The following is a 14,575-nucleotide window of genomic DNA, read 5'->3' as shown; positions in this document are numbered from 1 at the left end:
ACACAAACCTGCATGAAAATAATTACATGCGAGCTCCATCCGGCATATTAATAACAAATTATTTTCGGATGAAAAACCTTATCACTTTTAAATCCCTGTTTCTGGTACTAATATTATCGGTGGTAACTATTTCCTGCTCCAAGGATAGCGGAGGCATCAATATTTTCTCCCTTCAGGATGATATCACTTTCGGCAACCAGGTTGACCAGGAAATTTTGAGCAAACCACAGGAATATCCGTTGCTCGATTCCACACAGTATCCAACGGCTTACAAGCATCTGTATCGCATTCGAAATACCATTCTTGCTTTAGGGGAATTAAAACACGCCAACGACTTTGGATGGAAATGCCGTATTATCAAAAATGATACGGTAGTCAATGCTTTTTGTGTGCCGGGTGGAAATATTTACGTTTATACAGGAATAATCAAGTTATTAGATAATGAAGCCCAGTTTGCCGGAGTAATGGCACACGAAATGGCTCATGCCGACCGCCGCCATTCTACCAAACAATTGACTTATACGTATGGCATAGACATTCTGTTAAGTGCAGTGCTTGGCGATAGTCCTTCCACCATTGCCAGCGTAGCTGCAGGTTTGGCAGAAGGCTTATCATCGCTCGCCTTCAGCCGAGACGACGAATACGAAGCCGATGAATATGCTGTAAAATATTTGTATAAAACGGAATACGATGCAGCAAGCCTTGGCGATTTCTTTTCAAAAATGATGGGACAGTCGCAGGTACCTGTTTTTTTGAGTACACATCCTTCCGACGAAAAGCGTCTCGAAAAAATCAATGAAGTTTTTAACGGGCTTGGTGGCGTGCATAAAAGTACTTTTCCTGAACGTTACCAGGAATTTAAAAATAGTTTACCGTAAACAGCTTACAAATCCGTTTTTTCCCAGCCATTGGCGGTAAGCCGCATCTGCTTGCGAAAGCCAATATGTTTTAATAGGTAACGGGTTTCTTCAAATTCGGCGGAGATTTCGGCAGGTGCATGAGCGTCGCTGCTGATGAGCACTGGAACTTTCTTCATGTATAGCTTCTCCAGTTTTTCCACACCAGGATAAGTGCCATTGAATCGTTTTGTGTAAACACCACGGGTATTTGCCTCTACAATGAGCTCTTTTCTGGATATTAAATCTATGGTTTCGTCCACCAGTTTCACATACCAGGGCTCCGTTTCCAGGAAGTAACGATTGTGGTTGTGCATTTTTATCTTATCGAAATGCCCCAACACATCAAACTCCTGGGTAAGTATCATCTCGTTGGTTTGATGATAAAAAGAAGTAACGGCTTTTTTAACATCGTTTTTAAAGATATCCCGCAAGCCATCGTCGTAACTTTTCACGTGCGGACCATCAATAAACCATAACTCCGGATAATCAATATTTTGTACCTGGTGCACCGAGCCAATAAGGTATTCCAGGTTACTTTGCCTGCGTTGCGCAGCAAAATCCGTAGTAATTCCCGGAATATAATCGGTTTCCAGTCCGAGGTAAATCTCTATTAGCTCCTTGTTTTCTTCTTTTAGTCTGCGGATATGGTTGCAGTAATCATCCAGCTTTTCGTAACAAATGGCAAAATCATTTTCATAAGGATAAGGCGCATGACCGGAAAAACCCAGGGCAGTAAAACCTTGTTTGATGGCTTCTTCTACATACATTTCCGGAGCCGCCTTGCCATCGCAATAGGTGGTATGTGTATGAAAATTACAAAGTTCCATAAATTGTTCTTGCTAAAAATTAGAAATGATTTTGTACAGTTTGTCGGCACGGCGTACCGTTCCCGGCACAGGCATGGAAATCACATCGCCTTTTCCGGCGGTTGCAATGCATTTATCTTCCAGCCGAATCTCTTCAACAATGCCTTCCAGCACCCCGGTGGTTGAACCTATGATTTTGTATTCATCGCCAACATTCAGCGTTTGGGTTTCAATTTTAATTTCTGCTACATGCAGTTTACTGAAGTAGTTATTGATTTTGCCGACGTAAACCTTGGTTTGGGTAGCCTGCGAACCATATTGCTCTGTCCACTCACCCATTTTACGTCCCAGGTAATAACCGTCCCAGAAATCTCTGTTGTAAACGGTTTTCAATTGTTCGTCCCAGCGGGCTATGTGTTCGGAAGTAAATTCTCCGGAAAAATAGGCATCCACGGCTTCGCGGTAGCAACGAGTAACGGTTTTTACGTAATCGGCACTGCGCCCCCGTCCTTCAATTTTCAGAACAGAAACTCCGGCATGTAGTATCTTATCTAAAAAACCAATGGTTTTCAAATCTTTGGGCGACATCAGGTAATCGTGATCCACTTCAATCTGGTAACCTTCTTCTTTATCGGTAAGCACGTACGAACGGCGACAAGGCTGTAGGCAAGCACCACGGTTTGCCGAAGCATGAAAATTGTCGAGGCTCAGATAACATTTGCCGGAAATGGCCATGCAAAGTGCTCCGTGACAGAAAATTTCTATCCTAACCTGTTTCCCGGAAGGGCCACAGATATTTTGTTCTTTGATATTTTTAATGATTGCAGCAACCTGCTCAAGGTTTAGCTCACGTGCAGTTACCATCACATCAGCGTATTGGGAATAAAATTTTACAGCCTCAGTGTTGGTGATGTTGCATTGGGTGGAAATATGAACTTCCACACCTTGTTGGCGGGCATATTCCAGCACCGAAAGGTCGGAAGCGATGATGGCAGTGATACCGTTTTCCTTGGCGGCATCCACTATGTGGTGCATTTCGTCCAGTTCGTTGTCAAAAATGATGGTATTTAGTGTAATATAAGTCTTTACACCCTTTTTGTTACAAAGGGAAGCGATTTTTTTAAGGTCGTCGAGGGTAAAATTAGCAGAAGAACGGGAGCGCATGTTGAGTTTGCCAACACCAAAATACACCGATCCCGCTCCACCTTGTAAGGCAGCCATCAGGCTCTCATATGAGCCTACTGGCGACATAATTTCAATAGATTGCAAGGCGAAAATTTTTTGCAAAGATAAGCTGTTTTGATACTATGAAATCCAATCAAGATAATTCATCGGATTTATTACCTGAAACTTTGCTTCCGGGTAAGCATCTTTAAAAGCTTTTGGTACTTTAACTTCTTTTGATTTCCATTTTATTTCTGTAGCTTTCAGATTTTCATCGTACTCTTCAAGAAAGTCTATTTCCTGTTGATCATATGTCCGCCAGAAATAATAGTTTACATTTTGCTGATTATAAGAATTTTTTTTCATCCTTTCACTGATGATGTAATTTTCCCATAGCTCTCCTGTATCCGTTCGTAATGAAAGAGGGTTAAAATTAGATATCAATGTATTACGTATCCCATTATCATAAAAATACCATTTGTTTGCCTTTCTGATTTCTTTTCTGAGATTTTTGCTGAATCCGCCAAGTTTGAATACAACAAAAGCTTTTGATAATAATTCAATGTATTTTTCTACAGTATTTTTACTTAGCTGAGATTGTTTTGCCAATTCATCATAAACTACTTCCTTTCCCACCTGAAATGACAATAGTTTCAATAAATCAAACATTTTAGAAGTATTCCGCAAACCATCCAGTGCTAAAATATCTTTTAATAAATAGGAATTAACAAGATTATACAAATATTGTTTCTTTTCGTCATAAGAGTTATACAAATATACTTCCGGATAAACTCCATAAATAAGTTTTTCCTCAAGACTTTGCTTAATCCGAATAACATTTTCCGACGAACTAAGTTCTGATTGGGAAAAAGGATACAGATAAAAAACTTTCATTCTGCCCGTTAAAGGTTCTCCGGTAAGATTTAATAAGTCAAATGCGGAAGAACCGGTTACCAATATTTTAATATTTTCAACTTCATCGGCAATTAGTTTTAAAATTTTGCCAATATCCTTAATCGTTTGTGCTTCATCAATAATTAATAAATCTACACCCGAAAGTAATCTTTGATAATTAAAGATGCTTCTTTCCATAAGCACCTGCCGGGTAGGTATATCTTCCGCATTCAAATACATCACATTTCCCTGAAATGATTTTTGGATTTCTTTAATCAATACGGTTTTGCCAACCCTTCTGGCTCCAAGCAACATACATACTTTATTTGAAGTCAGATTTTCGGTAATCACTTTTTGTAATAAACGGTGAATATTTTCCATTTCTGTTTTTTTACAAAAATAGTAAAATTTTTAGTATAATGACTGAATTAATGTAAAATTTGTCAGTATAATGGCTGAATTAATGTAAAATTTGTCAGTATAATGATTAAATTAACGTTTTTTAGTGTCAGGAAATTCGCACGCGGAACACCATTTTGTCATCTTTACTCCGTATCCCTCTGAAATTAAATTGATCTGGTGTAGAAAAGTTTGCTTCAATCGTTATTTCATCTTTCAGCTTGCACTCGTGCAGATATTCGATAACAAATTCCCTGATGGAATGTGTTTTATGCCATTCGAGAGGCAAGGCATTCAGAAGCCATTCGGCATATCGGGAGTTATTAACATGCCGATACATGTCTAATTCAGTATAATTCACAGTATGCATAGCAATACGTTCAAAATTCCCGTTCACATCCAGGTTGGGAGGCGTTTCTTCGATGGCTTTTTTCATATTTACCAAAGAATCAACATTCTCAATCATTTCAGGCGATTGCGTTTTACGGGTTTTCATGTCAATGATAAGCCACCACGAACTTGCCGATACCAGCAGTTCCCCTTCCAAGCTGAAAATTTCAAAATCACGAAGGGCATACAAGCCATCCACTCCGCTGGGCCATGTTTTTGCAATCACTTCTTCACCCCAGTTCGGATATCGGTGAATGTGAATCATATGTCTTATCACTACCCATGCCAGCTTGATTTCGTTACCTTCTCTGAATCCAAATCCCAGATGGCAGGCATGCCGCCAGGCAGTTTCCTGCAGATAATTTAAAATGGTAACCAGCGAAGCCCTGCTTCTGGGATCAGCTTCGTACCAGTTTACGGTATAGTGGTCTTCCCAAACCGGCTTTAAATTTTCCATGAAAATATTATACAGTGGTTTTCAGATGTAACTCTTTTAATTGTTCGTCAAAAATAGGAGCCGGAGAGTCAGACATAATATCTCTGCCTGCATTATTTTTGGGGAAAGCCATGAAATCGCGGATAGAATCGCCACCACCAAAAAGTGTGCACATGCGGTCGAAGCCAAAGGCAATGCCACCGTGAGGAGGTGCGCCGTATTCAAAAGCATTCATCAGGAATCCAAACTGTTTTTGTGCATCTTCATCCGTAAACCCAAGAACGCTGAACATTCTCTTCTGCAAATTTTTGTTATGGATACGGATGGAACCGCCACCAACTTCCACACCATTGATTACGATATCGTAAGCATTAGCGCGTACTCTTCCCGGATCGCTTTCAAGGAAAGGAATATCTTCAGGTTTAGGTGCGGTAAACGGGTGGTGCATAGCGTAGTAACGCTGCGTTTCGTCGTCCCATTCAAGCAAAGGAAAGTCAACAACCCAAAGCGGGCAGAATTTATTTTTATCACGCAGTCCGAGCTGTTCTCCCATTTCGAGGCGTAGTTCAGAAAGGGCTTTACGGGTTTTGGGTGTAGTACCTGCCAGAATCAGCATCAAATCACCGGGTTGAGCATTAAAGCGTTCAGCCCAGGCTTTTAAGTCATCAGTAGAATAAAACTTATCCGCCGAAGATTTCAACTGTCCGTCATTTTGATATCTCACGTAAATCAATCCACCGGCACCAACCTGTGGTTTTTTCACAAAATCGGTAAGCGCATCCAATTGCTTGCGGGTGTATTCGCCACAACCTGTGGCACAAATTCCCACCACCAGCTCGGCATCATCAAACACTTTAAAATTCTTGCCTTTGACAATATCTGTCAGTTCAACAAACTGCATTTCGAAACGGATATCCGGTTTGTCACTGCCGTACAGTTTTATTGCTTCCGAAAAAGGGATACGTGGAAGTTTGCCAATCTCTATGTCCCTGACGGCTTTAAAAAGCTGGCGGGTAAGTCCTTCAAAAGTATCGAGGATGTCATCCTGGGTAACGAAAGACATTTCGCAGTCAATTTGGGTAAATTCCGGCTGACGGTCGGCACGCAGGTCTTCGTCGCGGAAGCAACGTACAATCTGGAAGTAACGGTCGAACCCGGCAACCATCAGCAATTGTTTATACTGCTGTGGTGATTGTGGCAAAGCATAAAATTCGCCCGCATTCATCCGACTTGGCACCACAAAATCGCGGGCACCTTCAGGCGTTGATTTAATAAGATATGGCGTTTCTATTTCCAAGAAACCAATATTATTCAAATAATTACGGGTTTCTATTGCCATTTTGTGGCGGAGTATCAGGTTGTTTTTATTAAAATTCCTTCGCAAATCGAGGTAACGGTATTTCATACGAAGCTCTTCTCCACCATCAGTATTATCTTCGATGGTAAAAAGAGGAAGCTTCGATTCGTTTAGAATCTCAATGTTATCCACGATGATTTCTATCTCACCCGTGGGCATTCTCAGGTTTTTATTGCTTCTTTCGGCTACGGCTCCACTTACCGAAATAACAAATTCACGACCCAGCTTACGGGCTTTTTCACAAAGCGTGGCATTGGTTTCCATGTTGAACACTAATTGGGTAATACCATATCTGTCGCGCAGATCAATAAAAGTCATTCCCCCCAGGTCTCTGGATTTTTGCACCCATCCGCTCAAGATAATTTTTTTATTTATATCATTAATATTCAACTCGCCGCAAGTGTGTGTCCGTAGCATAATCCTAATTTTTATTAAGCTTGCGAAAATACTAAAAATGTCGGCATAAAGAATAATCTTATTATTTTTGCCATTGATTATAACCCTAATAAATTTTATAAATTATGAAATTCCAACGTTTTATTCGTTTATTTACCCTTTCTGTGGCAGTGTTGCTCAGCATGGCTACTTTGGCACAAACCGAAGCAAAAAAGGACTCCGGTTATGTTTTTACCATTGACAAACAAGTAAAAGCAACTCCTGTCAAGGATCAATACAGTTCCGGAACCTGCTGGAGTTATTCCACCCTTGCATTCCTCGAATCGGAATTGCTCCGTATGGGAAAACCAGAATACGATTTCTCGGAAATGTATTGTGTTCGTAAGGCTTATGAAGAAAAAGCCGTAAAATATGTTCGTTACCACGGCGAATGCAACTTTGGTGGCGGTGGCGAAAACCACGACGTATTACACACTTTGGCTACTTACGGATTAATCCCTGAACAATCTTATACCGGACTTACCATTGGGGAAAAGAAACCCATCCATGGTGAAATGGACGAAGTATTAAAAGATTACCTCGACGGAGTGATTAAGAATAAAAACAATAAAATCAGCCCGGTTTGGTTTAAAGGTTACCTGGGAATCCTGGATGCTTACCTGGGAGAAGTTCCTGAAAAATTCACCTATAACAATAAAGAATACACACCTGAAAATTTTGCCAAAAGTCTTGGCTTATATGCTGGTGATTATGTTTCTATCACGTCGTTTTTGCATCATCCATTCTACGAAAAATTTGCAATCGAACTTCCTGACAACTGGGCTAACGGAACCTCTTATAATTTACCCCTCGACGAGATGATGTTGGTAATAGATAATGCTTTAAGCAACGGCTACAGCATTGCCTGGGCAGCCGATGTTAGCGAAAAAGGTTTTTCGTGGAAAAATGGTGTTGCCATAGTGCCTGAAACAGATACTTCTGCGATGACCAAAACCGAAAGAGATAAATGGGATAAGTTGTCGGAAAAAGAAAAAACCAACCAACTTTATACTTTCGAAAAACCGGGTAAGGAAAAAATTATCACCCCTCAAATCCGCCAGGAAGCTTATGATAACTATCAAACTACTGATGATCACGGAATTCAGATAGTAGGATTTGCTCACGACCAGAATGGTACAAAATATTACCTGGTGAAAAATTCATGGAATACATCCAATATCTATGACGGATACTTTTATGCTTCCGAAGCTTATGTAAAATACAAAACCATATCCATTATGGTTCACAAAGATGCTCTTCCGAAAGGAACTTATAAAAAACTTCGCCTGTAAATAAAATCTTAAAAAAAGCACCAAGGCTGTTCTTTCCAGAACAGCCTTTTTATTGACTTATTGCATAAATCAAAATTTAATTTGTATATTCCAAAAGCACAAACCCAATATTTTTTGCTTTTACTTTTTATTATAGCACTTTCTATAAACTATGTTGTAATTAATGCCTCATGGACAATCTTTTATTAAAAGTCAACATTCTATTAACATTCATTACCTACTGCAAAATATAACATGCTGAAATATTATAAGAATGGTTTGCAACCTTAACCCGAATTCAGGTTATCAGGATTAATTTTTAAGACTTTAGCTGTAAATTTATTATTATCTATTAATGAGATAATATCTTGGGAAAACTCGTTAAAAAAATAAGATAAATAATGTGTAATATTTTAATAATTCATATATAAATATCAATTATTCATTAAAATATAATTATGTATGTAAAAAATAACAGATTATTATAAATATATAATAACAGGTTTATATATTCACTATTTGAATAAATTTATTATTATATACAATCAAAGTGCCAATATGGCGCATATATTAATATATTGGCCATTAATAGTGCCAATATGGCGCATTTTTATTCAATTTAGTAAATATTTTGGTTTTGGAATAGCTTTTGATAGTTCCCCTACATGAAAACAATAAAGAAAATAAACCAAAAAATTAACTTAAACAATAGGAGAACAAAATTATGGCACTCATCAGATGGACACAACCGAGCTTAACCGACATTTTCGACAACTTGTTTGATAAAGAATTCGGTACAATGCACAAAGTGAACTGTGGTTGCATGGCAGCTACTAATATTATCGAAAAGAAAGACAGCTTCGTACTTGAACTGGCGCTTCCGGGTATGCAGAAAGAAGATTTTAAAATTAATCTTGAAAACAACATCCTGACCATTTCTTCTGAAAAAGAATATGAAAAAACAGAAGAAGAAAGCAATTATACCCGCCGAGAATTTTCGTATGGAGCATTCAGCCGTTCGTTTACGCTTCCTCGTACCATTGATTCAGAAAAAATTAATGCTGAATACAAAAATGGCATCATGGAAATTGTAATGCCCAAAAAGCAAGAGGCTGTAAACTTGACAAAAGAAATCAAAATTGCTTAATCTGCCTTAGAAACCATAGAAAACAATAAAAAGCGAGGATTTATCCTCGCTTTTTTTATAAATGAAATTTTCTTTTAGTAAAGTAATTACTAAAACAGGTGACGGAATGGAATAAGCAGGTGTTCGAAAAGCTTTTCAATTAAAGGTCGTTTAAGCCATTTATCGTAATTAAATGCAATACAATTGCCAAGTGTTTCTTTAACATGCAATTGAATCTGTTGAATGATTTCTGGGTGCTGTCCCAGCAAGGCAATTTCATGCTGATAACGGAAACTTCTGTAATCGAAATTTGGGGTTCCGATTACAAAAGTACGATTGTCTGTAAGCAAGCATTTAGCGTGCAAGTTATTAGGATAATAAAACATTATTTTCACTCCGCTTTTATGCAATGGCCCAAGATAGCGGCTTCGTAAAATGTCCACACTACGAACATCGGAATGTTCGGGTACAATAATTTTTACTTCAACACCGCGTTCCGAAGCATCAATCATTGCCTTACGCAATTTGTAACCTGGCAAAAAGTAAGGGGTTTCTATAATTACTTCCTTTTTTGCTTCTAAAATCAATTTTTCATACCTTTTTTTTATTTGTTGACGATAAATAGAAGGAATATCTTGAATGATTTCAAAATTTTTATGATGGATAGTTTTCTTAAATGAAAATTTATTAAATATGTATTTATTATATATTTTATAGCTATCTAAAAATGATTTTTTTAATTTAAACGTAATATTATCTTCCAGTTTTATGATTAATTCCCTCCAGTTGATGGAATATCCAGTTAAATTGGGGGAACCAATATAGGATATTTTATTGTCAATAAGATATAATTTGCGGTGATTGCGTCGGTGATTTTTTGTAAAAAAGTCGAAATAAAATTTAATTTTTTTATAAAAACGTACTTCTCCTCCATATTGAACAAGATGGGAAAAAAAAGGAATAGTAACTTGGGTCGCCCAGGAATCGAGAAGTAATTTTACTTCAACCCCTTCTTTTGCTTTGGCAGTTACTGCATCTCTGAATTTGATGCCAATCTGGTCGTTTCCCCAACGATAAGTTTCAATATAAATATATTGTTTTGCATTTTGAATATCGGCAAGTAAGGAGTTATAAAACTTCAAGGGGTCGTCAAAAAGTTGAAAACGTATATTATCAAAACCAGCCATAGCTTATTATCAAAATCACTAATGCAAAATTGGGAAAAAAAACAATAAAAAACGATAGATAAGAAAAAAGAGTCCCGAAAGGGAGGAGGGATACGGATTGCTTTTTGCAAATGACTCGGGACTCAGGCTGTGGATGATTACTTAAATTGAAAAGGAGGGAATTAATTATTTAAAAGTTTTTTTATTCTTAACGCTTGTTTTTTTGAAAAACCACGTGCCATTATTTTATTATCGGAATAGCTTTTAATAATAATGCTTGTCCGGTAAACGTTTTTTTCAAGTTCTACATCGGTAATATAGTTTAGGGGTATTGCAATGGTACAGGGCTTTAAAAAGACACCATGTTTTTGGTAAGTAATGAACATATTATTTATTTCAATAACCTCGGAATGAAAAAAAGTTCCACCCTTGAATCTTTCAAATTTGAATGCGGATTCCATTGCCGGGTTATTTTTTTATGAAATTAATTGCAAAGGATGGGAGCAAAGCAAAAGATTATCCTTGCGAAAAATACCTTCACTATGCACTAATATCCAATTTGCAATATTATAACATTAAAAAAAGGAAAAGGCAACTATTTTTCAAACGCTCGGATTTGAGCATTATTCGTTAGAGTTTATTGTATATTCGCAAAAAAAAATTATAATTTTTTGAATAATTCGAGTAATTCGTCACGTTTTCGCCACGAAACGGGAACCAACGAATTATCTTTTAAGATACAGGTTGCATCTTCTTTGTTATATCTTTTAATAAACCGCAAGTTTACTACATGCGATTGGTGAATACGAAAAAAATTATGTTTTACAAGTTCGTCTGCATATTCGCGCATAGATTTTGAAACAAGGAGTTTTTCTCCGTTTGTGAAATAGAAATAAGTATAGTTCCGTTCCGATTCACAACGTATTATATCATTGATATTCACTGGATACACACTGTCATTAGTTCTTAAAACAATGACTTTTTCTTCTTTTGAAGGCATATCCAGACTATCGAGTAGTATTTGCAGTTTATCTTGAATGTTTTCCCGTTCAACAACCTTTTTGGACTTTTCAATACAATTCACCAGATCGCTCGGGTCTATCGGTTTTAAAATATAATCAATAGCATTAAATTTAAAAGCTTTAATAGCATATTCTTCGTATGCTGTAATAAAAATGATTCCAAAATCAATTTTCCCTATTTGGCGTAGCAGATCAAAACCTGACCCATCAGGCAGCCTGATATCTAATAAAACCACATCGGGGCTTTTCTCTTCGATAAGTCTGATTCCGTCTTTTACACTTCCGGCTTCTCCTGCCACAAAAACATCATTGCAGTAATTATCAAGCATTTGGTGTATTGAATCTCTCGATCTTACTTCATCATCAATGATTACCAGTTTTATCATTTTCCAAGTTGAATTGATCGTTAAAAATACAAAAATAAATCATTATAAAATTTTTATCGTATCGCTTTTGTGAAACAACTTCGGCAAAGGGGTTCATAGCTGTCTTTTTCACCCAGAAGTACCAATTTATTGTTCTCAATGATGCGGTGCGAATAGTGGGCAAGATTTCCGCAACGGATACAAATGGCATGTACTTTTGTAACATATTCTGCAGTAGCCATTAATGCAGGTATAGGTCCAAAAGGTTTACCCATAAAATCCATGTCGAGTCCGGCTACAATCACCCTGAGTCCATTGTCAGCAAGTTGATTGCATACTGCTGAGAGATCAGAGTCAAAAAACTGGGCTTCATCAATACCAACAACATCTACCGAGTTGCTATACAATAATATCTCGGAAGCACTTTGCACAGGAGTGGAAACAATATAATTTTCGTCGTGTGACACGACATTGACGACATCGTATCTTATGTCTATTTCCGGTTTAAATATCTCTACCTTTTGCCGGGCAATTTTTGCACGTTTCAACCTTCTGATAAGTTCTTCTGTTTTGCCCGAAAACATACAACCGCAAATCAGTTCTATCCATCCGTTGCGTTGCTGTTTGTCAGCATTTCTTTCTAAAAACATGAATAAAAATGTATAAAGTTTAATTTTAGCGTTATTTTTGAAAAGAATTTCGAAAGCAAATTTATACAAGCATTTTGTTTAATCCTATAAAACCAGATGTCATGCAAAAAAAGATTATCAGAGATAAAGCCAATTTAAAATTCCATTCTATTGAAAATCAGCTAAGAGTAGTGAACGGGTTTGAAAATAAAATTCCGGAAATTGAGTTAGATATTTTATTGGAAAAAATAAGAGATTTTTACCAGGATATCACGTTATTAGTTAAAGTTAGTGAAAATGAGATTCTTGATGTCGCAAAACCTAATGAAGCCCCGATGTATTTTCAGGAGCATCAACCAGAAGAAAATGCGCAGCAACCTACTTTAGTTGAAAAAAAGTTCACCGAAAATGCTTTCAAGGAAAATATAATGGAAAAAACAGAAACCACTCCCGTTGCAAACAACGAAGAAGAAAGAACCAACACCGTTTCGCTTTTTCCCGATTTAGAGATTCCGGCAACAAAAGACAAAATAGAACCTGTGGCACCAGAACTTTTTGATACATCACCATTGCAGCGCAACATTTCTACTTCGGATACCCCGGTTTCGTTATATGATAATTTGATTAAAAATCAGCAAAAAGATATGAGATTTGTTGAGCAAATGGAGCAGAAAAAAATTGTCAATCTAAAAAATGCCATAGGTATTAATGATAAATTTATCATTATGAACGAACTATTCGAAGGCAATATGAAAGAATATGACGAAGCCATCAACAAACTGAATAATTTTGCAACATTTGAACAAGCCGCTGATTATTTGAATCAATTACAGTTTGATAAGACCTGGAACGAAAACTTACCTTCTCTTGCAAAGTTAAATTCTTTTGTATCGCGTCGTTTTATAAAATAAAAATATTGAAGTGAAGAAACTTATTTTATTTATATTAATTATTTTATTAATAAATAAATTATTATATTCACAAGATTGTGAATTGGTAAGAAAAATTATTAACAAACTGGCATCACCCGAAATGTTTGGGCGGGGATACACCAATAATGGAGATAAACTCGCAGCATCGTTTATCAGATTGCAATTTGATTCACTTGGTTTACCTCCTCTTACAGAAAATTATTACCAGCATTTTAGTTTTCCAATTAATAATTTTGATGGAGAAATCAGTGTAACAATAGACGGAAAAAAACTTGTACCCGGATATGATTACATGGTTGCTGGCTTTTCTCCTTCCACCAAAGGTAGTTTCCCATTGGTATTACTGGATAAAAAGACCATTACAAATCCCAATAAATTGTTCAAATTTAGCAAACAAGATAAAAAGGATGTTTTTGTGGCGTATTCGCGTAACGATTTTGCAGGTATTAAGGATAAAAAGCAAAAAGCCCTGGCTGATTCATTACGAAAAATTATTGTCAATTCGGTAAAAGGGGTAGTTATTCTTAAAGATGAAAAAGTAAGCTGGAGCGCATCGGGTTCAAAGAAAGTAGGCACCCATCCGGAGATAGAAATTGAAAAATCAAAATTTCCTGCAAAAGCCCAAACTATTTCTCTGCAAATTGAAAACCATTATGTTGAAAATTATATAAGCCAAAACGTGCTCGCATATTTACCGGGTACTGTTCAGCCGGATACCTTTATTGTATTTTGTGCACATTATGATCATCTTGGTCAGATGGGGCAAAAAGTATATTTTCCCGGTGCAAACGACAATGCAAGCGGAACCGCCATGGTAATTGATTTGGCTCGTTATTTTTCTCAACCATGGAATCGCCCAGCTTATTCACTGGCTTTTATGGCTTTTAGCGGAGAAGAAGCCGGTTTACTGGGTTCAAAATTCTATTGCGAAAACCCTATTTTCCCATTAAAAAACATTAAACTGGTGGTTAACCTCGACATGGTAGGAACGGGTAGCGAAGGAATAGGAGTAGCAAACGGAAAGGTTTATAGCCTGGTATGGGAGAAATTAAATGCCCTGAACAAAGAAAAAAACTATCTGAATGCGGTGTTTCAGAGAGGAGAATCACAGGGGAGTGATCATTATTATTTTCATAAAAACAATATTCCTTCCATATTTATATACACCCAGGGAAAAGAGTTTACCGAATACCATAATTTATATGATGTTCCCGATAAACTTCCCTTAACAGAATATGCCGATCTTTTTCGCCTGCTCACAACATATATAACCTCATTGTAAAA

The 14,575-nt window shown here is 37.0% G+C and carries 14 protein-coding genes; 5 read left to right on the top strand and 9 right to left on the bottom strand.

Annotated features, from left to right (window positions below; translation table 11 throughout):
- Window positions 1-68: 68 nt before the first annotated feature.
- Complete coding sequence (locus tag M0R21_01110) at window positions 69-878, top strand: M48 family metalloprotease (protein MCK9616416.1); 810 nt, start codon at window positions 69-71, stop codon at window positions 876-878.
- A 5-nt stretch (window positions 879-883) separates the two neighbouring features.
- Here the strand turns inward: M0R21_01110 and M0R21_01105 are convergent, their stop codons facing one another.
- The 5 genes from M0R21_01105 to aspS all read right to left on the bottom strand — a co-directional run bounded on the left by M0R21_01105 (window position 884) and on the right by aspS (window position 6,762).
- A complete protein-coding gene (locus M0R21_01105; GenBank protein ID MCK9616415.1) occupies window positions 884-1,726 on the bottom strand; it encodes a histidinol-phosphatase in 843 nt (280 codons plus the stop codon).
- Between the two features lie 12 nt (window positions 1,727-1,738).
- Window positions 1,739-2,956: a U32 family peptidase gene (locus M0R21_01100; GenBank protein ID MCK9616414.1), complete on the bottom strand. Its 1,218-nt coding sequence runs from the start codon at window positions 2,954-2,956 to the stop codon at window positions 1,739-1,741.
- A 54-nt stretch (window positions 2,957-3,010) separates the two neighbouring features.
- Window positions 3,011-4,144: an ATP-binding protein gene (locus M0R21_01095; protein ID MCK9616413.1), complete on the bottom strand. Its 1,134-nt coding sequence runs from the start codon at window positions 4,142-4,144 to the stop codon at window positions 3,011-3,013.
- Window positions 4,145-4,271: 127 nt separating this feature from the next.
- Window positions 4,272-5,009: a thioesterase gene (locus M0R21_01090; GenBank protein ID MCK9616412.1), complete on the bottom strand. Its 738-nt coding sequence runs from the start codon at window positions 5,007-5,009 to the stop codon at window positions 4,272-4,274.
- A gap of 7 nt (window positions 5,010-5,016) precedes the next feature.
- A complete protein-coding gene (gene aspS / locus M0R21_01085; protein ID MCK9616411.1) occupies window positions 5,017-6,762 on the bottom strand; it encodes an aspartate--tRNA ligase in 1,746 nt (581 codons plus the stop codon).
- A gap of 104 nt (window positions 6,763-6,866) precedes the next feature.
- Between aspS and M0R21_01080 the strand changes: the two genes are divergently transcribed.
- Both M0R21_01080 and M0R21_01075 read left to right on the top strand, forming a co-directional pair.
- On the top strand, window positions 6,867-8,072 hold the full coding sequence (locus M0R21_01080) for an aminopeptidase (protein MCK9616410.1): 1,206 nt from the start codon (window positions 6,867-6,869) through the stop codon (window positions 8,070-8,072).
- A gap of 703 nt (window positions 8,073-8,775) precedes the next feature.
- Window positions 8,776-9,198 (top strand): Hsp20/alpha crystallin family protein, encoded by a 423-nt coding sequence (locus M0R21_01075; GenBank protein ID MCK9616409.1) that lies wholly within the window; start codon window positions 8,776-8,778, stop codon window positions 9,196-9,198.
- 89 nt (window positions 9,199-9,287) lie between these two features.
- Here M0R21_01075 and M0R21_01070 read toward each other — a convergent pair whose 3' ends face one another.
- The 4 genes from M0R21_01070 to M0R21_01055 all read right to left on the bottom strand — a co-directional run bounded on the left by M0R21_01070 (window position 9,288) and on the right by M0R21_01055 (window position 12,380).
- Window positions 9,288-10,364, bottom strand: a complete 1,077-nt coding sequence (locus M0R21_01070; protein ID MCK9616408.1) for a phosphatidylserine/phosphatidylglycerophosphate/cardiolipin synthase family protein — start codon at window positions 10,362-10,364, stop codon at window positions 9,288-9,290.
- Window positions 10,365-10,525: 161 nt separating this feature from the next.
- Window positions 10,526-10,804 (bottom strand): hypothetical protein, encoded by a 279-nt coding sequence (locus M0R21_01065; GenBank protein ID MCK9616407.1) that lies wholly within the window; start codon window positions 10,802-10,804, stop codon window positions 10,526-10,528.
- A 200-nt stretch (window positions 10,805-11,004) separates the two neighbouring features.
- Window positions 11,005-11,751 (bottom strand): LytTR family DNA-binding domain-containing protein, encoded by a 747-nt coding sequence (locus M0R21_01060; GenBank protein ID MCK9616406.1) that lies wholly within the window; start codon window positions 11,749-11,751, stop codon window positions 11,005-11,007.
- A 53-nt stretch (window positions 11,752-11,804) separates the two neighbouring features.
- Window positions 11,805-12,380 (bottom strand): thymidine kinase, encoded by a 576-nt coding sequence (locus M0R21_01055; protein ID MCK9616405.1) that lies wholly within the window; start codon window positions 12,378-12,380, stop codon window positions 11,805-11,807.
- Between the two features lie 101 nt (window positions 12,381-12,481).
- Here M0R21_01055 and M0R21_01050 point away from each other — a divergent pair, with 101 nt between their 5' ends.
- Window positions 12,482-13,270, top strand: coding sequence for a hypothetical protein (locus tag M0R21_01050; protein MCK9616404.1), 789 nt, complete (start codon window positions 12,482-12,484; stop codon window positions 13,268-13,270).
- Between the two features lie 10 nt (window positions 13,271-13,280).
- Window positions 13,281-14,573, top strand: a complete 1,293-nt coding sequence (locus M0R21_01045) for a M28 family peptidase (GenBank protein MCK9616403.1) — start codon at window positions 13,281-13,283, stop codon at window positions 14,571-14,573.
- The last annotated feature ends 2 nt before the right edge of the window (window positions 14,574-14,575 follow it).

The organism is Lentimicrobiaceae bacterium, assembly GCA_023227965.1.
GTDB lineage: Bacteria > Bacteroidota > Bacteroidia > Bacteroidales > JALOCA01 > JALOCA01.
The sequence above is the reverse complement of the archived record's forward strand: the minus strand, read 5'-3'. Positions and strand labels throughout refer to the sequence as shown.

Coding starts and splice junctions, on each gene's coding strand:
- M0R21_01055 (MCK9616405.1), bottom strand. CDS start 12,380: ATGTTTTTAGAAAGAAATGCTGACAAACAGCAACGCAACGGATGGATA.
- aspS (MCK9616411.1), bottom strand. CDS start 6,762: ATGCTACGGACACACACTTGCGGCGAGTTGAATATTAATGATATAAAT.
- M0R21_01110 (MCK9616416.1), top strand. CDS start 69: ATGAAAAACCTTATCACTTTTAAATCCCTGTTTCTGGTACTAATATTA.
- M0R21_01070 (MCK9616408.1), bottom strand. CDS start 10,364: ATGGCTGGTTTTGATAATATACGTTTTCAACTTTTTGACGACCCCTTG.
- M0R21_01060 (MCK9616406.1), bottom strand. CDS start 11,751: ATGATAAAACTGGTAATCATTGATGATGAAGTAAGATCGAGAGATTCA.
- M0R21_01080 (MCK9616410.1), top strand. CDS start 6,867: ATGAAATTCCAACGTTTTATTCGTTTATTTACCCTTTCTGTGGCAGTG.
- M0R21_01050 (MCK9616404.1), top strand. CDS start 12,482: ATGCAAAAAAAGATTATCAGAGATAAAGCCAATTTAAAATTCCATTCT.
- M0R21_01065 (MCK9616407.1), bottom strand. CDS start 10,804: ATGGAATCCGCATTCAAATTTGAAAGATTCAAGGGTGGAACTTTTTTT.
- M0R21_01100 (MCK9616414.1), bottom strand. CDS start 2,956: ATGTCGCCAGTAGGCTCATATGAGAGCCTGATGGCTGCCTTACAAGGT.
- M0R21_01105 (MCK9616415.1), bottom strand. CDS start 1,726: ATGGAACTTTGTAATTTTCATACACATACCACCTATTGCGATGGCAAG.
- M0R21_01090 (MCK9616412.1), bottom strand. CDS start 5,009: ATGGAAAATTTAAAGCCGGTTTGGGAAGACCACTATACCGTAAACTGG.
- M0R21_01075 (MCK9616409.1), top strand. CDS start 8,776: ATGGCACTCATCAGATGGACACAACCGAGCTTAACCGACATTTTCGAC.
- M0R21_01095 (MCK9616413.1), bottom strand. CDS start 4,144: ATGGAAAATATTCACCGTTTATTACAAAAAGTGATTACCGAAAATCTG.